The sequence below is a fragment of the Vibrio sp. JCM 18905 genome, from assembly GCF_055393305.1.
Window position 1 is genome coordinate 1,088,388 of the sequence record NZ_AP043878.1, and the last position, 25,028, is coordinate 1,113,415.

A 25,028-nucleotide genomic window follows, 5' to 3' on the forward strand; every position below is an offset into this window, starting at 1 on the left:
CGTGAACAATAATTTGTCCACTATTGTTATTTTTATTTGTAAATTTATTGCTGGTATCTATCTTGTCCACTACTTTTATATTGCAGTGTGCAACTTGATTGGTATGGGTGTGATTATGAAAAAAGGTAGTGTGTTACTAGCAATGTTGGCGTTGAGTTTCACCGGAGTATCTCAAGGAAAGCAATATAATAGTGTAAGTGAATTTGAACCTTTTGGATATTTGGGGGTAGGCTATCAGTACGCCGACGCTGATATAAATCTTGGCTCTTTGGGATCGTACTCGTTGAATAACTCTCTTCTAGGCGCGATGTTTGGCTACAGGTTCCATCAAAACTTTGGTGTTGAAGTCCGAGGTTATGGAAGCGTATCTGATGATGAGTTATATGGCATTTCAGTCGAGGTGGAACGTAATTTTGCTTTGTTGGCAAAAGGTTTGGTTCCTTTGGGTGAAAATGTAGACCTGTATGGGTTACTAGGATACGGGAAAATAACAGTGTCAGCGGACGGAATCTCTGACAGTGATGAAGATTTGCAATATGGGGTTGGATTTGCATTTAATAAAGGAACACCATTAGAACTGCAAATTGAATGGATTAAGCTTTATGATGACAAAGGATTAGATTTAAGCGGTGTTAATTTAAATATTGTTTATCGTCTATAAACACATTTTGATTCTTTGAAAATAACAATGGCAGCGTTTAGAGCGCTGCCATTTTTCTTTATAGTTTTTCTAGCTGGTGGTCGGTTTTCGTTACGTTTGCTTTGCTAAGGTTTTGAATTTTTGCCAGTAGCGAGTCTGGACGCCAAGGTTGTTGATTGGCACTAAAACGCGCTTGGTTCATAGCATCAAGTTCTTGTTTTACGGCTTGCGCATCACCAGGGCTTAACCTGTCTCGGTGAGTGTTTAGATACTCGTTTACTGAGCGTTCAATTTTAGCAGCGTCCCCTTCATTGATGACTTTTTTCAACGTATCAACGCAAAGAGGTTGCTCGGTATTCGAAACCGTGTTACTCGCCGTCATAGGACGCTTCTTCCATGCCCAAATCGCGATTCCTAACGTCGCCACCCAAAGCCCAGCGAAAATAAAGGTCAGGGTTTGCCAGAGACTGCTCACTCCACCGTTTGGTTCGGGACTGATGGCTGACTCAGGTGGTGTTGGCAGAGGCGATTCCGGCAACGTGATAAGCCCGGTGTCACTTTGCTCTATATCTAATTGTAGCTCTGGTAACGTCGCTTTTTTCGCTTCATCATTTTGGCTGTCCCACCAGTTCAAATGGTATCCCGGCAAGGTATATGACCCAGCCTCAGTGGGGATAATGACTTGCTTCACTGTCATGATAACGGTGCCATCTCTCGCGCTGTCGAATTGAGGCTGTTCTGGGTAGACCCGCAGCGAACTTGGATAATCAATACTTACTCGTGGAAGGTATTCGGCTTGTGTTCCGCGAGCTTTAATTTGAATGGTTCGAGTGAGTGAAGAGCCCTGTTTGACAGTGTTGAGCGCATTAACCGACAGTGGATTACCTTGATCGTCTTGCCAGCTCTGCGTCATTTCTAACGCTGAAGCTGGAAGCCATTCCCCTTCAAATTCACTTGGAATTGGTTTTACCTCGATAGGCATTTGCTCAGCTTTGGTGTTGATTGGCATGATCTTGGTAGAGCCCGTTAAGCTGTCGCCATAAATGTAAGAGCCTGTCAGTCTAGGACCTATCAAGGTGTAAGTACCCGGCTGATTCGCCGTTAAGCGAAACGACTGTTCAATGACCGCTACTTCTAATCCATTTAAGATCTTTTGTCCCTGCTGTAAGCCACCAATCGCTTCAAGCTTCATGCCTTCAATCTGTGGAGGCACAATTTGTGGGTTATCAAGACGGCGGGTATCTGCTTTGATCAAAAGCTGCATACGTAATGTCGCAGATTGCTGAGGGTACAGCGTGCTGTTGTCGACACTGATATTAAAGCTAAATAGGTTATCGAGATTGGGTTCAGCTTGGCTTGCGGTGACACGAAGCTTTATTGGCTCCGTTCTCATACCATCTGCGGAAAAGCTCGGAATAGTCAGAACACCTTCTTTCATCGGCGCAATCGAAATACTCCACTCAGTACGTACAGATTTTCTTCCGTTAATGTTATTGCTGGAGCGCCCATAACGAGGTTGACCCAAGAAAAAGTCGTTCTCAAGTACATTAAAGTCAATTGCATCTGAGCTGAGCTCAGTATCTGCCATGATTCTGAGGTTGATCACTTCATTCTTAGCAACTTGTGTTTTATTGACGCTTGCTTGAAGCGTCTGTGCCATCACCGAGAAGCTGGATAATAGGCTGGCCACAAGAATAAAGATCAGTTGTACGCCTTTGTTCATCATGGGCTTACCACTCCTTTTGAGATTGTTGTGGAGGTTGTTTTTGTTGAGCTTGAAGCTGCATTTGTGCACGAATCAAAAAGCTTGGATCGCGAGCGCTTTCGACTGCTTCTAGACGACGGAATTCAGGATCATCCCGATGCGTGTTTTTTGGCTGCACTTGAGCCTGCATTGGCTCACCTTGTTCCTGAGCCTGCTTTTCACCTCGTTTCGGTCGATGTTGCTCTGTTTTTTGCTTTTCTGTTTTATTTTCAGATTCTTGCTGATTTTGTGACTGTTGTCCTTGCTCTTCCTTCTCACCGTTTTGAGACTTTTGTTGCTGTTGCTGTTGCTGTTGCTGTTGCTGTTGCTGTTGCTGTTGCTGTTGCTGTTGCTGTTGCTGTTGCTGTTGCTGTTGCTGTTGCTGTTGCTGTTGCTGTTGCTGTTGCTGTTGCTGTTGCTGTTGCTGTTGCTGTTGCTGTTGCTGTTGCTGTTGCTGTTGCTGTTGCTGTTGCTGTTGCTGTTGCTGTTGCTGTTGCTGTTGCTGTTGCTGTTGCTGTTGCTGTTGCTGTTGCTGTTGCTGTTGCTGTTGCTGTTGCTGTTTCAGCTTCTGTTCCACAACCGACAAGTTTTTCTTTGCAGCTTCAAAGTTGGGCTTTTCTTCAAGCAGTTTTTTATAAAGCTCTGCTGCTTCTTCTAATTGACCATTTTGCGCCAGAGAGTTGGCAAGGTTATAGCGGCCGTTAGGAGAGGAGTCATGAGAAAATGCTTCGATAGCGGCTTCGTAGTCACCTTTTTGGTAACTGGCGGCTCCTTTCCAGCTTGGGTTTGTAAATAGGTTTTGCGCCTGTTCATACTCACCTTGCTTGTAGAGTTCCGCTCCTCGTTGGTCGGCATTTAAGAACGGATTTGCTTCGGCGTGTTGTGTCCAAGTCATCGGTATTATTGTTGCCACAAACATCCAAATCAGGCCGCGTCGGAACAGTAAAGCCGCAGGCAGAAGTAACAGCGGCAGCAACCAAAAGCCACCGTTTAAGCGAGAGTCAGTGCTCACTTCTTCACTCTGCTTGGCCGAAAGTTGACTGCCAACGTTGTTCGTAAAGGCTGAAATGTTCTCAACATCGCGATTGGTGTGCTGAATAGGAACAAAAATTCCACCTGTTTTCTTTGCTAGTATTTGTAAATTCTTCAGATTTGTTTTCGCTACGACTGTTGTGCCTTGTGCAGTTTTTAAAAGAGAACCATCGGGTAGGGCGATGGGAGCGCCATTAGCGGTTCCTACTGCGAGAACTGAGATGCGAATGTTTTTACCTTCGACCAAATTCAACGTCCGAGACAGTTCTGACTCATCAAGGTCATCAGCTAACACGATGATGTCGCCTTGTTGCATACCTGCTTGAGAGAACTGGTTGAGCGCTAATTCAATTGCGGAAGGCAGGTTTGCCCCTTGAAAAGGCATTAGCTCTGGTGACAAATTCTCGATAATGACGGCAAGCGTACTGGAATCAGTCGTCAGTGGACTTAAGTTATAGGCATCGCCAGCGTAAGCAATAAGACCCGTAGCCCCTTCTTTCCATTTAGGAAGTAAGTCCAGCGCCTTATAACGTGTTTGCGCGAGTCGATTAGGCTTGATGTCCGTAGCGAACATCGAGCGAGACATATCAAGCACTAAAATGCGGTTTTGGTTTAACTCAAAGCTTGGGCGAGCGTTGGATTGCCAGCTTGGTCCCGCTAGCGCAATACAGGCAATCGCCCAAGCTACGCCCCAGAGAATAAAATAGTGTTTGGACTGCGTGTTTTGTCCGAGCACTTTAGCTAGGTGAGGGGCAATCAGTGTCGATTTTTTTGCTCTAAATTTGTGATTGAGCAAGAGCGCAATAGGGATTGCGATAAGCCCCAAAAGCCAATAAGGGTTAAGGAAAATAAACTCAGCCATGTTTTCTCCTCAGTAGGAATAACAATACCGACAGTACGAATGCAGCGCTTAATGGGTATGGGAACCATTCTGACTGCGGACGCCAAGTTTGCGTGTCGCTTGACACGGGCTCGAGCTGGTTGATCGTGTCGTAGATCTTTTCGAGCTGTTCAGTATCTCGCGCCCGAAAATATTGTCCACCAGTCATCTCTGCCACTTTAGTTAGTGTTTGCTCATCCAAGTCGGCTGCGGTGTTAACCTTGCGAGTCATGAAAAACTCTTTCACCATCATTTCACCAGCACCTACGCCTACGGTGTAAATGGTCGCATTGTATTTTTTTGCGATTTCCGCTGCTTCGAGCGGTTCGAGCACACCGGCAGTATTGCTGCCGTCACTAAGCAAAATCATGACTCGTTGCGGAGCATCACTGTCTACAAAAGTTTTCGTGCCTAGACCAATGCCATCACCAATGGCGGTTCGTTGACCAACCAAGCCGATGACGGTTTGATTAATCTGCTGCATGACGGTTTTACGGTCTGCAGTGAGTGGCGTTTGCAAATACGCGTGATCGCCAAACAAAACAACCCCGAGACGGTCACCTTTTCTTTTTGCCACGAAATCCGATAGAACTTTTTTGACAGCGGTGAGGCGGTCGATGTATTCGCCGTTGAGCTCCATGTCTTCTTGCTGCATCGAGCCAGATAGGTCGACGACTAACATCAAGTCCCGATATTTGGGTTGGAACTCAACTGGATCACCAAACCAAACTGGACGCGCACAAGCAATGATAAGAAGAACCCAGATCGCCATTGATAGTGATTTTTGCAGGGCTTGCCTAGGCTTGCTGCCATTCTCATTAGTTGGTAAGTACGCCAATTTGATCTCGGCTTGTTGAGATTCTTGTGGCAGGAGCTTGTATACCAGCCAGGGGACAGGCAGCAAAAATAGTGCCCACCACCAGACAAATTCAATGTTTAGCCATTGGGCAAGATCGGTTATGAGTGTTTGCTCAGTCACGGTTATTTGCCTTTTTCTTTGGTGGCAAAGCGTGAGTTATCCAAAAGACACAATCATCGACCAAGCTTTGATGATTTTCTTGAGAGGATTTCTGATACAGCGCTTCTTGCCACTGATGTTGTTTGTCTACGAATCGAGTTTCTTTGGTATGGCTATCGAGAAATTCATACCAAGCGATTCCTGTTAATGGCGCGATTTCTTCACGCGGAAAGTAACTCAATGCCGCCTGACGCAATATTTCTAGAGCAGAGGAAGGGGTATGAGGTGTGACAGATTGAGTTAAAAGTTTTAAGGCTGCCTTTTGCGCGCGTAGGCGTTTTTTACGCCATTTCGTATAAAGATAAATGCTGAAAACGAAAAGTACGGTGGCCGCAAGCACTGCCCACCATCCCCAAGCGAGCGGAAACCAATCCGGAGCGTTTGGTAAAATCAGAGGTTCAAGGTCTAGGCTTTGGTTGTTTGTTGTCATTATTATTACTGCTTAATAAATGCTGCTTGTACAGTTTGTTAGCTTAATTGTGAAATCAAGGGCCAACCACTTGATAGCGTGTTAAATGGAATCGCCATCGAATGGCATTGCTGTTTAATGGTTTCTTGGTGTTGAGTAAAGTGTGTTTCGAGTTCCTTTCTTTGGCCCTTGGAGCCAAAGTTGAACCATTGACTACGTTGTCCATCCGAGGCTTTTACTTGACCTCTAAAGTTTGTTTCACCTCTTTCTAAAGGATCATAAAACTGGATAGCCCTCACACTGTTGTGCTGTTTTAGTCGACGTAACTGCGTCAACTCTGCCGCGCTTATGTGGGCAAAGTCGCTGAGCATAATCAGTTCGCTGCCCTTAGGTGTCAGTGTATGAAGTGTTTCTAACACCTGAGTATACGGCAGTGTACGAGCCACCTGCGCGTTATGTGTATCGACGATAGCATTAAGAATCCGCAGCCCCTGTTTTTGTAGAGAGGAAGGGCGAAACTCAAAACATTGATGTCCATCGTCAATCACCGCACCGATGCGATCCTTTTTAGCCAAAGTGAGCCAAATCAACACGCTGGCAAAGTGGGCCAATTGAACCGACTTCAGCATATACTTAGACCCAAAATGCAGGCTAGAACTCAGGTCAAGGTAAAGAATCACAGCTTGCTCTTTGTCTTCTGCAAATAACTTTGTGTGCGCTTTCCCTGTACGAGCAGTTACCCGCCAATCAATACTGCGGATATCATCGCCAGGTTGGTATTGGCGTACTTCCATAAAATCCATGCCTCGCCCTTTTTGGCGGCTGGTATGGTTACCGCTCATTTGCGACCAGATACTTTGTGCTGGTGGCAACCAACGTACAGATTGAGTGCGGTATTGCAGCAGCTCTTCAAGGGTTAATGTCACCCCATTCGCATGAGGTGGCAATGGATGCGTTGTGGACATATCACTCCCTCGTCTTATGCACTGCCAACGAGGTTTAGCAGCTTATCAATGACTTGGTTTGCCGTAATGCCTTCCGCTTGAGCGTGGTAACTCAGTAATAAACGGTGGCGCAAAACCGGATAAGCCATGGTTTGAACATCTTCTGGGGACACAAAATCACGACCTGCAAGCCAAGCGTGCGCACGGGCACAACGATCCAGAGCGATGGTGGCACGTGGACTAACGCCCATTGACAACCACTTATCCAGCTCAGTGTCATATTCGCTGGCTCGACGTGTTGCCATAACTAAACGGACGATGTACTGCTCTATCGTTTCGGCCATATGAATATCCAACACTTCTTTACGCGCAGTGAATATATCTTGTTGGCTTAACATTGGGCGCTCGACGGTAGTTTCGCCTTTTGCTTCACCGCGGTTAATACGCAAGATAGATAGCTCATGCTCCGCATCTGGGTATTCCACTTCTAAATGTAATAAAAAGCGATCTAGCTGTGCTTCAGGTAGTGGATAAGTCCCTTCTTGTTCAATCGGGTTTTGAGTCGCCATGACCAAAAACAACTCTGGCAACGGGTAAGTATGGCGACCTGCTGTGACTTGTTTCTCTGCCATTGCTTCAAGCATCGCCGCTTGTACTTTGGCCGGTGCACGGTTTATCTCATCCGCAAGGATAAGAGAATTGAAGATAGGACCAGATTGGAAAGTGAACTCTCCGGTTTCGGGGCGGAAGATATCGGTGCCGGTTAAATCGGCTGGCAGCAAGTCAGGGGTAAACTGAATTCGGTGGAAGTCGCCTTCAACACAATCTGAGAGTGATTTTACTGCACGGGTTTTTGCCAGCCCAGGAGGGCCCTCAACCAAAATATGTCCATCTGCCAAAAGGGCAACAAGCAGTTGTTTGACTAGATCTTGCTGACCAATGATCTGCGACTCTAGGTATTGCTGAAGAGTTTCGAAGTTAGATTTATGCATGCTTTGGACTCTCGATATCCATTTGATTTTTGTGTTGAGTATTGGTCATTTTCCAGATGGAAAAAGTTCCAATGCGCTTTCGCAATTTATCTTTTCAATATTGGGACTCTGCAGAGAATTGCAAGTACTTGCTATCACTGAAAGTTCTTATCTGACAGAGCGTTACATTTATTTTTCATAATATAGTGAGAAATGCCTCTAGTTTTGTATATGTGAGCCGATAAAGTTTCTGTGATGTGCGTGTCATGAGATATGCACCAGATTCCCCTTATGGGGCCAATAACAAGTGATTCTTTTAAAAGGTCCGAATATGTTGAAACTTCATTCCTTGAGCATCAAACAGAAGGTTGTACTTGGTATTACGTTTGCTGTTTTAGCATCAACAATTATCGTTGGTGTTATGGCTCAGCGTCATGCAAGAGATGTGTTGAGCCACCGTCTTATTGATATCGAACTACCTGCGATGCTGCAGCAAATCAATACAGAAATTGACCGCGAAGTTGTAGAGATGCAACAAGCCGCAAAACAGCTCGCAACAAACGAGTTTATTGTCGAAGCCCTATCTAATACAGACCGCGACCCGTCGGTAGAAGTTCAGTTAGTTCAGCAGCTCAATAACGTTAAATCCCAGTACGGACTTAATGATGCGTCGGTAGCCAATCGTCAAACGGCATATTACTGGAATCAAAACGGGTTCTTGCGTCAGCTTAATCGAACTCAAGATGCTTGGTTCTTTGGCTTTACGTCTTCTGGTCAAGAAACGTCAGTGAGCGTTTTCCAAGAGGCAAACGGCGAAGTAAAAATGTTTGCCAACTACCAAGACTTAAATGGCACATCAATGTCAGGTCTTTCAAAGTCGATGGACGACATGGTTGCGCTGCTCAATGGGTTTAAAATTGAAGATACGGGTTATGTGTTCCTCACTAACGAACAGGGTGAGATTCAAATACATCGTCAACAAGGTAAAAACCAAACTTCTATCACCAAGCTATTTGGTAGTAATGCGAGTGCACTGCTGAATAAAAACAGCTTCAATTTGATTAATGTGGACTTTGAAGGGCAGGACACGTTTGTTTCCAGTTTGTATGTTCCTTCAATGAACTGGTTTGTCATTGGTGTAGTTCCTGTCGATGAAGTCTTCGCGGACCTAAATGCTACTGCGCAAAAAATGCTGTTTACGACCATCATTGTTGCCGTTGTATTCATCCTTATGGGCGTATGGTTGGCAAATAGTATTACTAAACCAATTCGACTGATTGCTGATCGTTTTACCGATCTTGGGCAAGGTGAAGGCGACTTGGCGCAGCGCATTGAAATTCAGGGTAATGATGAAATTGCTCAGCTTTCAAAAGGCTTCAACGGATTTATTGAGAAGATCCACGCCACAATGAAAGAAGTTGCTTTAACTAGCGGCTCATTAAGTCAAGCGGCAGAAAGTGTTTCGACGAAAGCAACATCCACACATGACAACAGCCAAGAGCAACGTGATCAAACCATTCAAGTTGTTGCGGCGATTAACCAGATGGGTGCGACCATCAGCGAAATTGCATCGAACGCGGCTACTGCTGCCGATACGGCAAATCAGGCTTCTGATAATACTCAAACGGGTCGTGAAGTGGTTATGAAAGCCAAAGAGGTGATTAGCCGCCTAGCTGATGACGTAGAAACGACCAATATTGTCGTCACGCAGCTGGCATCGACAACTAAAGATATTGGCTCGATTCTGGGCGTAATTCGTGACATATCAGAACAAACCAACTTGCTTGCGTTGAACGCCGCGATTGAGGCTGCACGTGCTGGAGAGCAAGGTCGTGGTTTTGCGGTGGTTGCTGACGAGGTCAGAAACCTAGCGTCACGCACGGCTGATTCAACAGAAGAGATCCAACGGATGATCAACCAACTTCAAAGTGACGCACAAGACGCAGTAAGTGCGATGAAAGCGGGTAAAGCGGTCACTATTGAAGGGGTTGCTTCAACCGATGAAGCCGTGGAAGTGTTAGTCAATATTTCTGAGCGAATTACAGACATCTCTGATCGTAATACGCAAGTTGCGACGGCGACGGAAGAGCAATCCACTGTGGTGCATACCATTAACCAAAACATTGAAGAAATCAACGCGATCAATGAAATGACAACGGCAACGGCAGAAGAGCTGGCGGATGCAAGTCGTGATCTTCAAGCGCTCTCTTCACGTCTGGACAAGATGGTTGGTAGCTTCAAGCTATAGAGTTGGATAGAATAGCCGAAGTTTAAAAGTTCACTAACTAAATTTAGGTAAGTACTATGAATGACTTCGAAAAAGAACTAGAGCAGATTTCTCAGGAAGCCGCTCAGGAGCCAGAAGTAAAACTGCCGTCGCTAGAAGAGCAAAAAGCGATCGTCGCTGAGCTAAAAAAGCTGGAAGCAGAAGGTAAGTTGACGCCAGAAGTGTTAGAGCAACACTTTGGTAAATTTAACCAAAAAAACTCTGTTCCAGTTCACTAAGCTAGGGTGAGGTTTCGGCTCTAACGGGCGCGACAAAATCACCAACTCAAATACAAAAAGGGAGTGTATGCTCCCTTTTTAATGCCTGAAAAATGCTAATACCCCTTACATACTTGCCACTTAAAAATTATTGACACTTCAATGAGTTATTAATTAGTACTAGTTATTTTCATACTTGACAAGACTACCGCTCTATCTAAATCTATTGCGTATTTCAATAAAAGCGACCAAGGGAATGCGATCAGGATGGAGCAACAAAAAACAAGAAATGTCATTTTAATCACGGAGGGCAGTCTGCAGTCATCTCTGCTGAAAGATGTATTGGAGACCAAACTCGGTATTAGTGTTGCTCTAATCACACCAGACTCTCTTATTCAAGGAGCGTTAGATTCGCCTTTAGCGTCAGCCATTATTGTTGATTGCAGCGTGATCACTGATGAAATATTTCGGCGTTATTCGGAGTTTAAAGAGTCGCAACAGAAAGATACGCTCGAAATCTTAATTAATTGTGATCAATCCATTTCGACTGAAGATCTTTTTGCTTGGCGTACTCTAGCAGGTATTTTTTATACCTCTGATGATATAAAAACGCTGCAAGTTGGGATTGGTAAGGTACTTCAGGGGGATATGTGGTTCAGCCGTAAGTTTTCTCAGCAATACATTACTCACCTTCGTCGCCACTGCAAACCGATAAATAAGAATGTTCCCGCTATTTTGACCAAACGAGAGCAACAAATAATTACCTTTCTCTCTATGGGGGCTTCCAATCAACAAATTGCCGAACAACTATTTGTGAGCGAGAATACGGTAAAAACTCATTTACACAATATTTTCAAGAAGATTGAAGTAAAAAATAGAGTCCAAGCACTTATTTGGGCGAAAGAAAATATTTCGGATAACTCGTTAACAGTGTAATGTTCTTGAAATATTGCGTTATTTAATTTAGTGAATTCTTAATCATTACTGTGACCTAAATGTGTTAAAAGTGTTTCTTTTATGAGAAACACTTTTTTTGATTCTCTTTTTAATAACTTTGGAATTTAAAAAAGTAGCAAATAACTTTACTCTGTGGACTAGCACTTACATATCACACTAAGTGCGGACGATTAACGACTAATTTAAGAATGTTAAGTCACTGAAAGTATGAGAAACATTATGGAACAGTATATGGAAAAGCCTGAAGTCCTAATGCTCACTCAACAAAGTTTACAGAGTGAAAACTTTAAGGAAATGCTTTCTAAAAATATAGAAACTAAAATAACGATCATAGATACTAAAAACCCTAGTTATCACGAACTCATTCCGGAACGCTACTTTTTGCTTGTTGATTTTTCAGTTGAGATTCCATCCGAAACTTTAGTTTATTTAAAAGATAGTAATAAAGTGCTAGGAACCATAATGCTTAATTTAGGTTATGACTTAGACACAGAAGAACTCGCCTCATGGCCGCATGTAAAGGGTATATTCGGTCCGGGAGACTCCATGGACAAGGTGTGTCAGGGGTTAAAAGCAATAATAAAAGGAGATAATTGGCTGTCTCGAAGATTACTGGATCAGCTGGTTAATTATTATCGAGGAAAAGAAGCGAATAGCATTATTGAGCCTGCTATCGAGGTAGAGCTTACTCGGCGTGAAATTCAAGTTTTAAAAATGTTGAAAGAAGGAGGCTCAAATATGGAAATTGCTGATTCTTTATTTATCAGTGAGCATACTATTAAATCACATCTATACAATATTTTTAGAAAGTTAGAAGTAAAGAACCGTACGCAAGCAACAAGTTGGGCTAGGCGAAATCTGTAGTACTAGTATTAACTTACTGTAATAAAAAGAAAATACTCTATAAAGTACTAAGTTTTATATTTATTATTAAAATGTCAGTCTGAAATATCATCCCATATTCAAACTTATTCCTATTCGGTTGACTATTAGACTTCTCATGTCTGTTACAAATCTACTCAGACATAGAATAAAAGGTCTATTCAATTATTAAGACAAGAGGGAATAAAAATGAGCACAAGTGACAATGACACGTATCTAGGCGATGCAGGTGTAAATAACCAATTTGCTGATTTCGATGGCGGCGATGACTTGTTTATTGGTTTTGGTGGTAATGATTCGTTTGTTGGCGGTGGCGGTAACGATTATGTGATCGGCGGCGACGGTGATGATCGCCTAACTGGTGGTGCTGGTGATGACATCCTAAGGGCTGGTACAGGAAACGATTACCTCGGCGGTGGTACAGGTAATGATTTGCTTTTGGGTTTGTTGGGTGACAACAAACTAAATGGCGGCGTCGGTGAAGATATTCTTGTAGCTGGTTCTGGTGATAATGTTCTAGTTGGCGGCAGCAATGGCGATAAGTTTGTGTTCACGGATAAGTTTGGTGGCCATGGCGAAGCAAAAGTTGTGGATTTCACCATTGGTGAAGATTCTTTGCACATTATTAGCGACTCGGTCACAGACTTCGGTGATTTAAGCTTTAGCTATGATGCTGTAGGTAATGCCGTGTTTACCGATGGTGCTGATCTAACCGTGAAACTCATTGGCGTTACCGAAACTGACATCAATACTTACGGTGCGGATTTATTTGCAATCTAAATGACCTAAATCACTCAGAATGGGATTAGTTTGTGTGGCTCTGTCACGCTGAGGTGAACTAACTCGGTTATTCTAGAGTGTATTTGAGGCTGTCTTAAGTTAGGTGCTAGCTTTTGCTAGCGCCTAAATTTTCAATTTAAACGGAAATAGTCGTGCAAAAAACGGTTTTCAAAGAAGTGAGACAAAAACTATGCACGCTTGCGGGCTTGCTAATCGCTTTTAGCCTTTTTATCAACATACTAGTCCTCTCGATTCCCTTGTACATGCTTCAAGTGTACAACCGAGTGATATCCTCCTATTCAACCGATACTCTACTTTTGCTCACTATTATCGTGATTGTCGCGTTACTAACCATGTCGATTATTGATATCGCTCGCGCGCAAATGAGTAAATCATTTGGTTATTGGATGGACACCAAACTGTCCACTTTTATGCTTAAGCGCAGCATTCAATACCAATCGCACACAGGGAAGAGTTACACCTCGCAAACGCTGCGAGACATTCAGAACATCAAAAGCTTTTTGAGCAGCCAAGCACCCTATCCACTATTGGATGCGCCTTGGACACCGCTGTTTATTTTGTTCGTATATTTATTGCACCCAGTATTGGGTCACATCGCGTTACTCGGGTCTATCGTATTGTTTAGTCTCGGGCTACTCAATGAGCTAATGACGCGTAAAACCATGCAAGAAAGTGAAGTTAGGGCGATCTCTCATATCAACAACGCCGAGCTAGCCACGCAAAATGCCAATTCAATTCTTGCGATGGGGATGATGAACGCGTTTTTAGAGAAATGGCAGTCGCGCGTGAATGAAGTCAATGTGCTCGAAGAGCGAGTGGCAGGTAAGTCCATTTACATGGCTAACTTTTCTAAGTTTGTACGTGGTTCACTACAGATCTTTTTGCTGGGGGGCGGAGCATGGTTAGTGATCCAACATGAGATTACTGCGGGAGCGATGATTGCGAGTTCCATTTTAATGAGTCGGGCACTCTCGCCGATGGAGCAGGCGATTGGTACATGGCGAAGTGCTATGTCTGCTAAAGGCGCGTATAAACGACTAAAAGAAATCGACGCAATCGTGCGCCAAGATGAATCGAATATGCCACTGCCAAAGCCAAAAGGACACTATGAACTTACTGGACTTGCTTATCGCCATCCTGGCACAGCAGAGCCTGTACTCTCATCGATCAACTTATCTATTCCTCCCGGAGTCGCTGTCGGAGTTATTGGCCCTTCTGGTACTGGTAAATCGACGTTTGCTCGGTTGTTATTAGGTACGATCAAGCCACTAGCGGGTAAGGTTACGCTTGATGGTATGGAAGTGTCTACTTGGGCATCGGAAGACCGCGGCGCCCATTTTGGTTATCTCGCTCAAGAAGTAGAGTTGTTTCCTGGCACAATTCGGGAGAACATCGCGCGCTTCAAAGAGGAAGACCCCGCTAAAGTCATCAAGGCGGCGCAACTAGCAGGATGTCATGAATTAATACTCAAGAAAAACAAAGGCTATGATTTCGTTATTGGCGAAAATGGCCGTGGTTTATCTGGAGGAGAAAGGCAGAGAGTCGCACTTGCAAGAGCCGTTTATGGCGATCCATCTATTGTGATTTTCGATGAAGCTAATGCCAACCTTGATGGTGAAGGAGAGGCTGCATATCAACGTTTGATTGCCCATTTAAAGGCGCAAGGATCAACGATTATCGTCATTGCCCATAATCCGAGTACATTACGACAAATGGATAGATTGCTGTATTTAGCTGAAGGTCGAGTCAAATTATACGGTGATAAAGATGAAGTATTAAAACGCTTGATGGGCGAAGAAAGAACAGATATTCCAAGGGTAAGAAATGAGCAATCAACTGCCAGCCGTTAATCAGCATCCGTCTGAAACCGTTTATCGTTTTAGTCCGCAAGCGAAACTAAGCTTTCGAAAGCCAATTTTACTTGGTGTGGTGACGCTAAGTGTTTTTCTTGGCGGTCTAGGCTACTGGGCTGCGACAGCGAAATTAGAGAGTGCTGCGATTGCTTATGGCGATTTGTCTGTTCTCACTAAGCGCCAAGAAATTCAACATCTAGAAGGCGGCATTATTGAAAAGCTGTACGTGCAGGAGGGGGACTTGGTTGAAAAAGGTCAATTATTAATTCAACTCTCTAAGCGACAAGCTATGGCGAAGTTGGATTCATTAAGTGGTCAGTTTATTCATACTCTAGCGAAGGAAAACCGTCTAAGTGCTGAGCTAGATGAATTGCCAACGATCGTATGGTCTGATGATCTTGAAAGTATTCCTCGCGTCGATATCGTCCAAGAAGCTCAACTGGTTCAAAACAAGATCTTTGAAGCGAGAAAGCGATTCTTTGATAGTAAGCTGAGCATCATTGAGCAGAGTATTTCTGGGGCAAATTTGGAGCTGGAAAACCTCCAGCAAACCAAAGTAATTGAGAGAGAAAGACTCAATTTTATCGCCGAAGAAATAGACAGTAACCAAGCTCTAGTTCAAAAAGGCTTTTCGGGTAAATCCACCTTACTTCAACTCAAACGTCTTGCGGCGGAAGTGCGGAGTACCTTAAGTCAGTTAGATAGACAATCACTCACAGTAAGCAAAAGGTTGGATGAAAACCAAGCGCAAATTGAAGAGTTGAAGCTTGAAAGACTAAATGAGATTGTCGAGGAGCTACGAAACACCAAAAAGGAAATCGTCGCCATTCGTGAAGAGTATCGCTCAGCACAAGATATTGTAGCGAGAACAACCATCAATGCACCTATTGCAGGCCGTGTGGTCAACATGCAGGTGTTTACTGAAAAAGGTGTGATTGGTTCGGGTGAAACGCTATTGGAGTTGGTTCCTCAAGACGATAAGTTGTTAGTCGAGGCTCGCGTGAATCCCCAGGATATCGATTTAGTTAACCCAGGTCAGCAGGCGCATGTTCGTCTGACCGCTCTGAATGCTAGAACGTTGGCACCATTAGACGGTACGGTGTTAACGATTTCTGCGGATAAGCTTTCACAAGAAAACCAAGAGGATTTTTACCTCGCTAGAATTGCAATTTCGCAAGAAGATGTAGCCAAACACCGCTTAACTTCAGGAATGAACGCGGAAGTGCTTATTTTATCTGAACCGCGAACGCCTTTAAGTTATTTAATAAAGCCAATCACTGAAAGCATGAATCGCGCCTTTAGAGAGGAGTAATCTCAAAAGTACTTGAGTGAACACGGACAACTGACAAAATAATTTGTTATGGTTACCCGTTACTAGGCCGTATTTTAATTCTAAGGGAGCCGTGGAATGGAGAAAGTGCAGTTAGTCGTCGATTTTCTTCTCACTCATAAACTGATTTTTACCGCACTGATCTTTGTGATTATGTGGTTAATTCGTCGTACCATTTTATCGATGATTCGTGGTGACCATGCCTTTCTTTCTGAAGATCAGCGCAGCTGGATGTCCAGAACTAAGAACGGCACTTTTGCCATTACATTACTGATTTTATTTATTTTATGGCAATCAGAAATAAACGAGTTTGCTCTAAGTGTCACGGCGATAGCGGTTGCCATTGTTGTGGCATCCAAAGAGATAATTTTGTGTTTTACAGGCTCGATTCAAAGAGCAAGCTCACGTTCTTTTCGTGTCGGTGACTGGATTGAGGTCGGTAAACTGTGCGGCGAAGTGATCGAGCACAATATGATGGCGACGGTGATTCAAGAGATCGACCTGCACCATGGGCAATATCACTACACCGGAAAAACCGCGACCTTACCCAATAGTATGTTTTTTACTTACCCAGTAAAGAACCTCAATTTTATGAAGCGCTACGTCTACCACAATTTTTCTATCGTGGTGAAAGACTTCGTTAATTTGTATCCTCTGTTACCAATCTTGACCGACAAGATTGAAGAGCATTGTAGCTACTTCAGTGATGTTGCGCATCGCTACAATGCGATGATTGAAAAACACGCGGGGGTCGATCTTCCCGGTGCAGAGCCACATATGCATATTTCTAGTAATATCAATGGTGAGCAGATTTTGCATGTTATGATTTTCTGCCCGACCGATAAAGCTAACCACTTGGAGCATTTGATTCGTAAAGACTTTATGGAACTTTATGAGCAGCGCTTTCCTGTGGTGAGTGAAAAATAGAGAAGTGTCGTACGCCAGTTAAAACAAACCCCGCTATCAAACATAGCGGGGTTTGTTTTTCTAACGGTATTTCCAGCTCTAACTATATTCCCTGAATACTTAGCTGAATTTACTTTTCAGCATTAAAAACAGAAAGTAAGTACTGCCTAAAATAGCGACCAATGTGCCAGCTGCGACCTGACTTGGATAAATAGCGATTTGTCCCAGCCAATCTGCCCACAACATTAGGGTTGCACCAATTAAGGCTCCGACACTTAGTTGCTCTTTCACTTTTCTTGCTCCTAACATCATCGCCATATGGGGAGCGACCAAGCCAACAAAAGATATCGGACCAACTGTAGCGGTAGAAAAGGCGCATAATAAAGCAACGATGGTGAGCATTAGCGTATTGGCTACGGTGGGGTTAAGTCCTCGTGCATTTGAGAATTGTCGTCCGATGGAAATTAATGTTAGCCAGCGAGAAATCGCGAATACAGCGGTAAGCAGAACCATTATTGCCAAACATAGCATCAGTGCCGTGTCGGCTGTGACTCGATAAATTGAACCAGTTAGCCACAATAAAATTTTGTAACTGTCACCAGAACCTTGAGCTAGCGAAAATTGAACAAGGGCTTCTAATAGTGCCGTTAGTGCTATGCCGGACAACACGAAGTTAGATGGATTAAAATGGCTTCGTTTACCGATAATCAGCAATAACATCAATACGGACATACTTCCGAAAAAAGCGATACCCCAGTTAAATGCGGAGAGAAGTGACCCAGCGATGACTCCTGTCGTAATAATGGCAAACGTGGCTCCGGAAGACACACCGAGAATATCTGGGCTGGCCAGAGGGTTGTAAACAATGCGTTGCAAAATGATTCCGGCAACGGATAGCGCAATACCGACAGAAAGTGCGGTTAGCATTCGCGGCCAGCGTAATTGCCATTGGAACTCCCCTGGCACGGACCATTGGATCCCGTTTATACCATGGGTAACGAATGAGTAAGCTAGAATCCCAACCAGACTGAATAGCGCAATGCTGCATACCGCGCGTTTAGAAAGCGCCGTTTTTCCTTGGCTCATTGAAAGGTTAAGTTGATCGGTTGCCGTCAGCTTTTTACGAGTAAACCAAATTAAAGCGGGGGCGCCAATAGCTGCAGCCGCTACGCCGCTAGGAATGGTTTCCTCTAACCATAAGCTTAGTGAGATAGCGGCAGAGTCGGTGATGATTAACAGCATTGCGCCCAAAAGCATGCTGCTGATCAATTCGTCGCGCGGTGTTCTTGCCCCCATCGCTCTGGCAATATTGGGTGTCAGTAATCCGATGAAGCTGATAATGCCAACTGCGGTGATTGAGGCAGATACCAGCCAAATACCCATCACCATTAACGTGCCAAAAGCAGGTAATACTGCTAACCCACGCGCTGCTGCGCCTTCTTGTCCTAGTTTCATTAAGGTCAGAATGCGTGGTGCGACGATCAAAATTACGATTGCGATAGCGCAGCGAGGCAATAACCACTCAAACCAATCCCAGCTGTATTGTGAAAGGTCGCCCGCTCCCCACATAAAAATATTCTGTGCAAACTGAGCATTTAAAATAATGATGGCTGTGGCAATAGAGCCGAGCAGGATATTAATCACCATCCCTGAAACGACTAGCGGTAAACCCGTCATATTACGCACACCGGCAATAGATACGATCAGGCCAAACGCCACTAAGGCGCCTACCATTGCGGCTAATGCAGAGTAGTCGGCTACCCAATCAACAAACCAAATATTTACCAAAACTAATGCAAGCCAAGCGCCAGAAGAGGTGCCAAGAGTCAACGGCGAGGTGAGGTTGTTCTGCGTTAATTGCTGCATTAAGCTGCCGGTGAGACCAAGCATGGCACCAACAAGCAGGGTAATACTTAACCTAGGAAGCTGAGCTTGCGTAAAAAATACGTCACGAAATTCGCTCGCTACCTCTGGTTTTGTTAATAATTGCCACTGTTCGAAGAGTGATAAATTAGTGTCAATTTGTAGACTAAAGACGCTAAGTAACGTAATCAGCGCCAGATAACCAATATAATGTTTCGTTCTCATTGCTTTGGTGCCAACTCTATTAGACTGTCGGTAATCGCTTCAGCGGTGTATTGCAAAGACATAGCACCGCCATACGCCCACACTGCTCTGACTGAATTTACCCGCTGCTTCTTTACAAACGGCATCGCTTGCCAAAGTGGCGAATCTTTCAGTTTGCGTTCTTCTGGGAAAGGTTGTACGTAGAGAACGTAGCTGTTTTGAAGGTTTTGAAGTCGATTAATCCGATCTTGCTTTACGCCCCACGCGCGTGGAGCCTCTTTAATTGGAGCGTGTAATCCCAGCTTTCTGGCCACGTAGTCTGTGGTGGAATTTTCGGTTGCAAGAAACACCGTATTCGGCGTTGAAAAACGCATCACCAGAACACTGAGTGGCTCAGAGTAATAGTGGCGAATTCGCTGGCGCATCTGCGCAAATGAAGCATCTAATTCTGCCAGTTTCTGTTCAGTAAGTGCCTCTTTATTGAATAGCTTGCCGAGCGTACGAAAGTGACGAATAGCAGTCTCGGCCGCAGCCTCATTTTCAGAAAAATTAGGTAAATATATAACCGGAGCAATTTGTTTGAGTAACGGAATCAAGTCTTGCTGTGGAGACGCAGCAAGGATGACATCTGGCTTCAAGCTGGCGATTTTTTCTAAGTTGGGCTCTGCTCGGGTTCCAATATCTTCAATTGACTCTGGTGCAGTTGGATTGACGACCCATTGGCGGTAGCCTGGTAAATTTGGGGCTGCGATTGGTTCTACGTTTAGCGCCAAAACTTGTTCTAAGATGTCCCAGTTTAAGGCAACAACGCGTTGTGGCGCTTGCTCAAAACTATGCTCACCATATTCATCGGTAACGGTGATGACTGCATTTGCATTAGTCATAAAAAATGCCAACAGAAAAGCAGATTGTGTAACCACAGTAAGTAAACGAGCTATTATGCGCATACAACAGCCACCTTTTGGCTCGCCAATGTGTTGGCTGGAGTTGGATGATCAATGAGCTTAATCGGTGACTCATACAACTCAGAAAGGCGCTCCTCATCTAGCAACATGTCGGCGTTGCCTTCGAACGCAATTTGACCTTTCTTGAGCGCAACAATGTGGGTTGCATAGCGCAGTGCTAAGTTCAAATCGTGCAGGATCACGATAATGCCTACGTTCTCGGTTCTATTTAGCTCTGCAAGTAGCGCCATCAGTTGAAATTGATGGTGAACATCGAGCGCGGAGGTCGGTTCATCTAGGATCAAAATTGGTGATTGTTGAGCCAACAGCATAGACACCCAAGCGCGTTGGCGCTCGCCGCCCGATAAGTCATCCGCCAAAGCTTGAGCAAAAGGTGTAACTCCTGTTCGTTCCATAGCCTGCGTGATGATCTGTTTGTCTTCAGGTTTCCAACGACCAAGTGCGCCACGCCACGGAAAGCGGCCCAAGCGCACTAGCTCTTCTACCGTTAAACCAGCCGAGGAGGGCAGCTTTTGTGGCAAATAGGCGATCTGCTTTGCCAGCTCTTTGGTTTTGAGTGACGAAAGGGAAGTGTCGTTTAGTGTTACCGTGCCTTTATCTGGTGACATTTGACCAGAAAGCAGGTTCACCAGTGTCGATTTGCCTGAACCGTTATGGCCCAAAACGACAGTTAGTTCATTCGTTGGGATGTTAAGTTGGTCGATGACGAGGATCTGACGTCCACCTCGAACGATCTCAATATTAGACAGTTGAAACATGGATGACTCTTAGGAGAAAACTCCCCTCAAGAGAGGGGAGTAGAAAGTTCAATTACCAGCGGTAGTTTGCGTTTAGCATAACAGAGCGAGACTGGCCGTAGTAACACCAGTAATCGCAACCTGAAACAAACTCTTTATCCAGAATGTTGTTAACGTTTAGCTGTGCTTGCCACTGTGAAGTGATGTCGTAAGTGACTGACGCATCCCAAAGAGTGACTGAAGGAACAGTTAGGTTCGAGCTCTTAGGGTTATCTTTTGACTCACCTACGTAGCGCACACCAGTACCGATATTGAGGCCTGGAATCAGGCTGTAGGCGCTGTAGTCTACCCATGCTGAAGCTTGGTGTTCAGGAATAAGTGCGGCTTGTTTTTTACCTTGGCCAAAACTCTCATCTGTTTTCGCTTTAGTGTAGGTGTAGATTGCCATCAGTTTTAGATCGTCGGTTAGCTGCGCCGTGCTTTCAAGCTCAATACCTTGAGAAGTCACTTCACCCGTTTGTGTCGCGATCCATGTTGATGGGTTGGTCACCAACGCGTTCTTTTGCGTAATGTCGAACCATGCAAGGTTGATAAAGCCATCCATAAAGCTTGGCTCATACTTCACACCCACTTCTACTTGCTCGCCTTCCAGCGGTTTGTAAAGCTCATTGGTTGCAGCATCAATGGTGCTGATCACTTCAAACGACTGAGAGTAGTTTGCGTAAGGTGACAAGCCATTGTTTGCAAGGAACATTACACCCGCGCTGAGAGACAACTGACCATCATCACGAGATTCGTTTTGATCAACGCCTGCGCCTTTGCCAGAGTTTTCTGTTTTCACCCAGTCGTAACGAGCACCCACGTTACCAATCCACTGTTCATGCAGTTTCAATTGGTATTGCGAATAGAGACTTGCTTGAGATTTCTCAATCTCACGTTTCACGTTGTTGGCAGGATCAAGCGGGGTGAAGTTGCCGTAAACTGGGTTCCACGGGTTGATGGTGCCAAATGCGTAGTTGTCTTGCTCGTCGCCATCGGTTTTGTGGAATTGCAGATCCATACCGACAAGCACCGTGTGCTCTGCGTTGTCTGTCATCCAGTTGCCGACAGCGTTATTGTCGAATGTGATGCTCTGGTTTTTGCCGTCACGGAATACGATGCCTTGCGCTAATTCTTCTTTTGCAGGATCGTTGTTTGAGAATGCGTAAGAGCTGCGCAAGTACAACTCATTGGAGCCGTAGTTGAGGTTTTGAGAGAATGACCACGTGTCATTGATGTCGTGCTCTAGCAAGTAACCTAGAGAGAACTGCGTGCGTTCGTATTTATCGTAGTTTGGCTGACCAAGGTTAGTCGAAGGATCGATTTTGCCAAAGTTAGAACCAATCAAAGTTCCTGCTGCTGGGAAGAATGGGTTGGTTGGCACACCGTCATCACGAAGGTAAGTAGCCAAAACGGTCAGCATTGTACGGTCAGAAATGTCGAACTCGACACTTGGCGCTAGATAAAAACGCTCGTTGTTAGTGCCGTCCAGTTCGCCATCTTGGCTTGTCATCAGGCCAACCAAACGGTAGCGGATTGTGCCAGCGTCGTTTGCTTCATCAGCAATGTCAAAACCTACAGACTGGTGTTGGTTGTTGCCTACTTCGACTTTTACTTCGCCTTGAGGCGTAAACGTTGGTTTTTTCTGTACAGCATTCACGATACCGCCTGGTGCCGATTCACCAAACAGAATAGCTGATGGGCCTTTAACCACTTCCACACTTTCTAGGCCGTAAGGTTCGACCAACCATGTGTAGTAACCATCGCGGAATAGGCGGTTGCCGTTTAGGTAAGTCGCTGCATCAAATCCACGAACTTTGAACCAATCAGTGTCGTTGTCTGCGCCATAAGGCTGAGCGGTTACGCCAGATGTGTAGCGTAATGCTTCGTCCAACTTTTGCGGTGCACGAACGCGAAGCTCGTCTTCAGAGATAATAGAAACGCTGCGTGGTGTTTCTGCCGCAGGGGTTTCTACTTTAAGTGCTTGCGCGGTGACCGTAATGGTCTCCATTGCAATAATGTCATCTTGTACAACGTCTTCTTGAGCTTGTGCTGTGAATGCAACCACTGCTGCTGTTGGTGCCAAAGCACAGACCAACGCGTTACGGATCGCGATGGTCAGTAAGTTATTCTTTGTCATAAATATATTCCCGACAATTATGATTAATGCTAAGCTTAATTGTAATTATTATCATTTGAACTTTTGTTTCGGTATTTTACTGACTTTTGTATCAAAAGATAGTAAAACGTTCGCAAATTCATTCGCGGTACTTAAAGTCGTTGTTATGTTCAATTGGTTTGAAAAACTGACCCAACCCTTTCCCCAGATGGAAACCGAAAAGCCACCGAAGACACTTTTTGGCTTCTGTCGCTTTTACACTCGTGGCTTTGAAGCCCCTTTACTTGTTATGGCTGTGTTCAGTGCGCTTATTGCCATTACTGAGGTGACGCTGTTGCGTTATATGGGCGAGCTCGTCGATATTCTCTCTAATCAAGATCGCGCAACATTCTGGCAAGATCAGGGTGATCGCATGCTAATGATGCTGTTCTTAGTGGCGGTTGTGATGCCAGTTCTCGGTTTTGTCCACTCAATGGTGATGCACCAAACGTTATTGGGTAACTACCCGATGTCTATCCGTTGGTTGATTCACCGTTACTTGCTAAAACAAGCGGTTGGATTTTTCCAACGTGACTTTGCAGGCCGAGTTGCGACCAAAGTGATGCAAAGTGCGTTAGCGGTACGAGAAACGGTCATGAAGTTGGTGGATGTACTGGTTTATATCAGCGTTTATTTTCTTTCGATGCTTTGGATGATGGGCGAGGCCGATGGTTTGCTGATGTTGCCTATTGTGATTTGGATAGGAATGTACGCGGTTATCCAGTTCTACTTTATCCCTAAAATGAAACAAGTAGCGACAGAGCAAGCGGATGCTCGCTCTGTAATGACTGGGCGCATTGTCGATTCTTACACCAACATTTCTACCGTAAAACTATTCGCTCATTCACAGCGAGAGTTGGAATACGCAGAAAGCAGCATGAAGCAGTTTTTGGTGACGGTTTACCGCCAAATGCGCATGGTGACTTGTTTACTGTTTAGTGTGGATGCCATCAACTATTTGCTGCTGATGTCTATTAGTGCCATTTCGGTTTATCTATGGCTAGATCACGCTGTAACAATTGGTGCTATTGCGATTGCCATCAGTATTGCGTTGCGCGTACAAGGTATGTCGAAGTGGATCATGTGGGAAGTTAGCGCACTGTTTGAAAACATCGGTACAGTAGTAGACGGTATTAATACGATTTCAAACGATGTTGAAGTGAAAGACGTACCAAATGCTAAGCCTTTGCAAATCTCTCAAGGTGAGATCTGCTTTGATCACGTAGGTTTTAACTACAGTGATGAGAAGGCAGTATTTGAGAACTTGAATCTGACTATCAAACCGGGCGAAAAAGTCGGCATTGTCGGTCGCTCTGGGGCAGGTAAATCCACGTTGGTCAACTTGTTGCTGCGCTTTTACGACGTAAATAGCGGTAAGATTTGTATTGATGGACAGGACATTTCTCAAGTCGAACAAGAGTCGCTGCGCCAACATATCGGTATGATCACGCAAGACACCTCTTTGCTGCATCGTTCAATTAAAGAGAACATTCTTTACGGTGATCCAGATGCTTCAATGGATGCCGTTATCGCAGCTGCTGAGAAAGCACATGCTCATGATTTCATTCAATCTCTACGAGACGAGCAAGGTAACGTTGGCTATGACGTTGAAGTGGGGGAGCGCGGCGTGAAGCTGTCTGGTGGTCAACGTCAACGTGTGGCGATTGCTCGCGTGCTGCTGAAAAACGCGCCAATTTTGATCATGGATGAAGCAACGTCTGCACTTGATTCAGAAGTAGAATCGGCAATTCAAGAAAACCTTGAAGTTCTGATGGAAGGAAAAACAGTGATTGCGATTGCTCACCGTTTATCAACGATTGCCGCGATGGATCGTTTGATTGTAATGGATGACGGCAAAATCATTGAGCAAGGCTCGCATTACGAGCTGCTGCAACTGGGTGGCGTTTACGCTCAGTTGTGGAAGCATCAAACCGGCGGCTTTTTGTCTGAGCAAGGTGATGCTCAACGGCAAGTCATCTAATATGACGCTACACGAAAGAGGAGCAAATGCTCCTCTTTTTTATGTCTGCCGTTTATACCGAGTTAGTAGGCGTCAATGGGTGACGTTTACTTGTGATTATTCATTAAGTTAGGCCAACTTAATGATGGTTATGTCTATAACTCACTGTCGTTCTTGCATTTTTTACGCTTTTTTTACGCGAACTCCGAATGGGCTTTTGCTAAAGTTTCTGCATCGAATTTTGGTTGATG

Annotated in this window: 20 protein-coding genes; 10 read left to right on the plus strand and 10 right to left on the minus strand. The window is 44.7% G+C overall.

Annotation, left to right across the window (positions count from 1 at the left end):
* The first annotated feature begins 1 nt into the window (after nt 1).
* A complete protein-coding gene (locus tag ACZ5ZC_RS04760; RefSeq protein ID WP_256899164.1) occupies nt 2-661 on the plus strand; it encodes an outer membrane beta-barrel protein in 660 nt (219 codons plus the stop codon).
* Between the two features lie 58 nt (nt 662-719).
* Here ACZ5ZC_RS04760 and ACZ5ZC_RS04765 read toward each other — a convergent pair whose 3' ends face one another.
* From ACZ5ZC_RS04765 to ACZ5ZC_RS04790, 6 genes are read right to left on the minus strand one after another with little or no spacing between them, the layout of a single operon-like run.
* Nucleotides 720-2,366: a BatD family protein gene (locus ACZ5ZC_RS04765; protein WP_464931432.1), complete on the minus strand. Its 1,647-nt coding sequence runs from the start codon at nt 2,364-2,366 to the stop codon at nt 720-722.
* A gap of 4 nt (nt 2,367-2,370) precedes the next feature.
* Nucleotides 2,371-4,278 (minus strand): VWA domain-containing protein, encoded by a 1,908-nt coding sequence (locus ACZ5ZC_RS04770; RefSeq protein WP_464931433.1) that lies wholly within the window; start codon nt 4,276-4,278, stop codon nt 2,371-2,373.
* Complete coding sequence (locus tag ACZ5ZC_RS04775) at nt 4,271-5,275, minus strand: vWA domain-containing protein (protein ID WP_085344156.1); 1,005 nt, start codon at nt 5,273-5,275, stop codon at nt 4,271-4,273. Before ACZ5ZC_RS04775 ends, ACZ5ZC_RS04770 begins: the two co-directional genes overlap by 8 nt.
* Complete coding sequence (locus tag ACZ5ZC_RS04780) at nt 5,268-5,744, minus strand: DUF4381 domain-containing protein (protein WP_047008481.1); 477 nt, start codon at nt 5,742-5,744, stop codon at nt 5,268-5,270. Before ACZ5ZC_RS04780 ends, ACZ5ZC_RS04775 begins: the two co-directional genes overlap by 8 nt.
* A gap of 38 nt (nt 5,745-5,782) precedes the next feature.
* Nucleotides 5,783-6,688 carry a DUF58 domain-containing protein gene (locus ACZ5ZC_RS04785; RefSeq protein WP_464931434.1) on the minus strand — a complete coding sequence of 302 codons (906 nt, stop codon included), beginning with the start codon at nt 6,686-6,688 and terminating at the stop codon, nt 5,783-5,785.
* A 14-nt stretch (nt 6,689-6,702) separates the two neighbouring features.
* Nucleotides 6,703-7,659, minus strand: coding sequence for an AAA family ATPase (locus ACZ5ZC_RS04790; protein WP_005392397.1), 957 nt, complete (start codon nt 7,657-7,659; stop codon nt 6,703-6,705).
* A 310-nt stretch (nt 7,660-7,969) separates the two neighbouring features.
* Between ACZ5ZC_RS04790 and ACZ5ZC_RS04795 the strand changes: the two genes are divergently transcribed.
* From ACZ5ZC_RS04795 to ACZ5ZC_RS04830, 8 genes are all read left to right on the plus strand, one after another.
* The gene (locus tag ACZ5ZC_RS04795; protein WP_464931435.1) at nt 7,970-9,886 is read left to right on the plus strand and encodes a methyl-accepting chemotaxis protein; all 1,917 of its coding nucleotides are present in this window, start codon (nt 7,970-7,972) and stop codon (nt 9,884-9,886) included.
* 56 nt (nt 9,887-9,942) lie between these two features.
* The gene (locus tag ACZ5ZC_RS04800; RefSeq protein ID WP_005392406.1) at nt 9,943-10,143 is read left to right on the plus strand and encodes a restriction endonuclease subunit S domain-containing protein; all 201 of its coding nucleotides are present in this window, start codon (nt 9,943-9,945) and stop codon (nt 10,141-10,143) included.
* 246 nt (nt 10,144-10,389) lie between these two features.
* On the plus strand, nt 10,390-11,058 hold the full coding sequence (locus ACZ5ZC_RS04805) for a LuxR C-terminal-related transcriptional regulator (protein ID WP_005392407.1): 669 nt from the start codon (nt 10,390-10,392) through the stop codon (nt 11,056-11,058).
* Between the two features lie 228 nt (nt 11,059-11,286).
* Nucleotides 11,287-11,943 (plus strand): LuxR C-terminal-related transcriptional regulator, encoded by a 657-nt coding sequence (locus tag ACZ5ZC_RS04810; RefSeq protein WP_080619247.1) that lies wholly within the window; start codon nt 11,287-11,289, stop codon nt 11,941-11,943.
* Between the two features lie 207 nt (nt 11,944-12,150).
* On the plus strand, nt 12,151-12,741 hold the full coding sequence (locus ACZ5ZC_RS04815) for a calcium-binding protein (protein ID WP_005392412.1): 591 nt from the start codon (nt 12,151-12,153) through the stop codon (nt 12,739-12,741).
* A gap of 152 nt (nt 12,742-12,893) precedes the next feature.
* The gene (locus tag ACZ5ZC_RS04820) at nt 12,894-14,612 is read left to right on the plus strand and encodes a type I secretion system permease/ATPase (protein ID WP_464931436.1); all 1,719 of its coding nucleotides are present in this window, start codon (nt 12,894-12,896) and stop codon (nt 14,610-14,612) included.
* Complete coding sequence (locus ACZ5ZC_RS04825) at nt 14,587-15,927, plus strand: HlyD family type I secretion periplasmic adaptor subunit (protein ID WP_047008476.1); 1,341 nt, start codon at nt 14,587-14,589, stop codon at nt 15,925-15,927. The genes ACZ5ZC_RS04820 and ACZ5ZC_RS04825 overlap by 26 nt, the downstream gene beginning before the upstream one ends.
* Nucleotides 15,928-16,023: 96 nt before the next feature.
* On the plus strand, nt 16,024-16,872 hold the full coding sequence (locus tag ACZ5ZC_RS04830) for a mechanosensitive ion channel family protein (protein WP_464931437.1): 849 nt from the start codon (nt 16,024-16,026) through the stop codon (nt 16,870-16,872).
* 99 nt (nt 16,873-16,971) lie between these two features.
* Here ACZ5ZC_RS04830 and fhuB read toward each other — a convergent pair whose 3' ends face one another.
* From fhuB to ACZ5ZC_RS04850, 4 genes are read right to left on the minus strand one after another with little or no spacing between them, the layout of a single operon-like run.
* Nucleotides 16,972-18,939 carry a Fe(3+)-hydroxamate ABC transporter permease FhuB gene (gene fhuB / locus ACZ5ZC_RS04835; RefSeq protein ID WP_167427708.1) on the minus strand — a complete coding sequence of 656 codons (1,968 nt, stop codon included), beginning with the start codon at nt 18,937-18,939 and terminating at the stop codon, nt 16,972-16,974.
* Complete coding sequence (locus ACZ5ZC_RS04840) at nt 18,936-19,865, minus strand: iron-siderophore ABC transporter substrate-binding protein (RefSeq protein ID WP_464931438.1); 930 nt, start codon at nt 19,863-19,865, stop codon at nt 18,936-18,938. The genes fhuB and ACZ5ZC_RS04840 overlap by 4 nt, the downstream gene beginning before the upstream one ends.
* Nucleotides 19,856-20,641, minus strand: a complete 786-nt coding sequence (locus ACZ5ZC_RS04845) for an ABC transporter ATP-binding protein (RefSeq protein ID WP_054867493.1) — start codon at nt 20,639-20,641, stop codon at nt 19,856-19,858. Before ACZ5ZC_RS04845 ends, ACZ5ZC_RS04840 begins: the two co-directional genes overlap by 10 nt.
* A 52-nt stretch (nt 20,642-20,693) precedes the next feature.
* Entirely contained in the window at nt 20,694-22,799 is a 2,106-nt protein-coding gene (locus tag ACZ5ZC_RS04850) for a TonB-dependent siderophore receptor (RefSeq protein WP_464931439.1), read from the minus strand.
* 145 nt (nt 22,800-22,944) lie between these two features.
* Here ACZ5ZC_RS04850 and ACZ5ZC_RS04855 point away from each other — a divergent pair, with 145 nt between their 5' ends.
* On the plus strand, nt 22,945-24,798 hold the full coding sequence (locus tag ACZ5ZC_RS04855; RefSeq protein ID WP_464931440.1) for an ABC transporter ATP-binding protein: 1,854 nt from the start codon (nt 22,945-22,947) through the stop codon (nt 24,796-24,798).
* The last annotated feature ends 230 nt before the right edge of the window (nt 24,799-25,028 follow it).

Coding starts and splice junctions, on each gene's coding strand:
- ACZ5ZC_RS04825 (WP_047008476.1), top strand. CDS start 14,587: ATGAGCAATCAACTGCCAGCCGTTAATCAGCATCCGTCTGAAACCGTT.
- ACZ5ZC_RS04815 (WP_005392412.1), top strand. CDS start 12,151: ATGAGCACAAGTGACAATGACACGTATCTAGGCGATGCAGGTGTAAAT.
- ACZ5ZC_RS04850 (WP_464931439.1), bottom strand. CDS start 22,799: ATGACAAAGAATAACTTACTGACCATCGCGATCCGTAACGCGTTGGTC.
- ACZ5ZC_RS04795 (WP_464931435.1), top strand. CDS start 7,970: ATGTTGAAACTTCATTCCTTGAGCATCAAACAGAAGGTTGTACTTGGT.
- ACZ5ZC_RS04785 (WP_464931434.1), bottom strand. CDS start 6,688: ATGTCCACAACGCATCCATTGCCACCTCATGCGAATGGGGTGACATTA.
- ACZ5ZC_RS04830 (WP_464931437.1), top strand. CDS start 16,024: ATGGAGAAAGTGCAGTTAGTCGTCGATTTTCTTCTCACTCATAAACTG.
- ACZ5ZC_RS04845 (WP_054867493.1), bottom strand. CDS start 20,641: ATGTTTCAACTGTCTAATATTGAGATCGTTCGAGGTGGACGTCAGATC.
- ACZ5ZC_RS04800 (WP_005392406.1), top strand. CDS start 9,943: ATGAATGACTTCGAAAAAGAACTAGAGCAGATTTCTCAGGAAGCCGCT.
- ACZ5ZC_RS04855 (WP_464931440.1), top strand. CDS start 22,945: ATGTTCAATTGGTTTGAAAAACTGACCCAACCCTTTCCCCAGATGGAA.
- ACZ5ZC_RS04840 (WP_464931438.1), bottom strand. CDS start 19,865: ATGCGCATAATAGCTCGTTTACTTACTGTGGTTACACAATCTGCTTTT.
- ACZ5ZC_RS04810 (WP_080619247.1), top strand. CDS start 11,287: ATGAGAAACATTATGGAACAGTATATGGAAAAGCCTGAAGTCCTAATG.
- ACZ5ZC_RS04770 (WP_464931433.1), bottom strand. CDS start 4,278: ATGGCTGAGTTTATTTTCCTTAACCCTTATTGGCTTTTGGGGCTTATC.
- ACZ5ZC_RS04765 (WP_464931432.1), bottom strand. CDS start 2,366: ATGATGAACAAAGGCGTACAACTGATCTTTATTCTTGTGGCCAGCCTA.
- ACZ5ZC_RS04790 (WP_005392397.1), bottom strand. CDS start 7,659: ATGCATAAATCTAACTTCGAAACTCTTCAGCAATACCTAGAGTCGCAG.
- fhuB (WP_167427708.1), bottom strand. CDS start 18,939: ATGAGAACGAAACATTATATTGGTTATCTGGCGCTGATTACGTTACTT.
- ACZ5ZC_RS04780 (WP_047008481.1), bottom strand. CDS start 5,744: ATGACAACAAACAACCAAAGCCTAGACCTTGAACCTCTGATTTTACCA.
- ACZ5ZC_RS04805 (WP_005392407.1), top strand. CDS start 10,390: ATGGAGCAACAAAAAACAAGAAATGTCATTTTAATCACGGAGGGCAGT.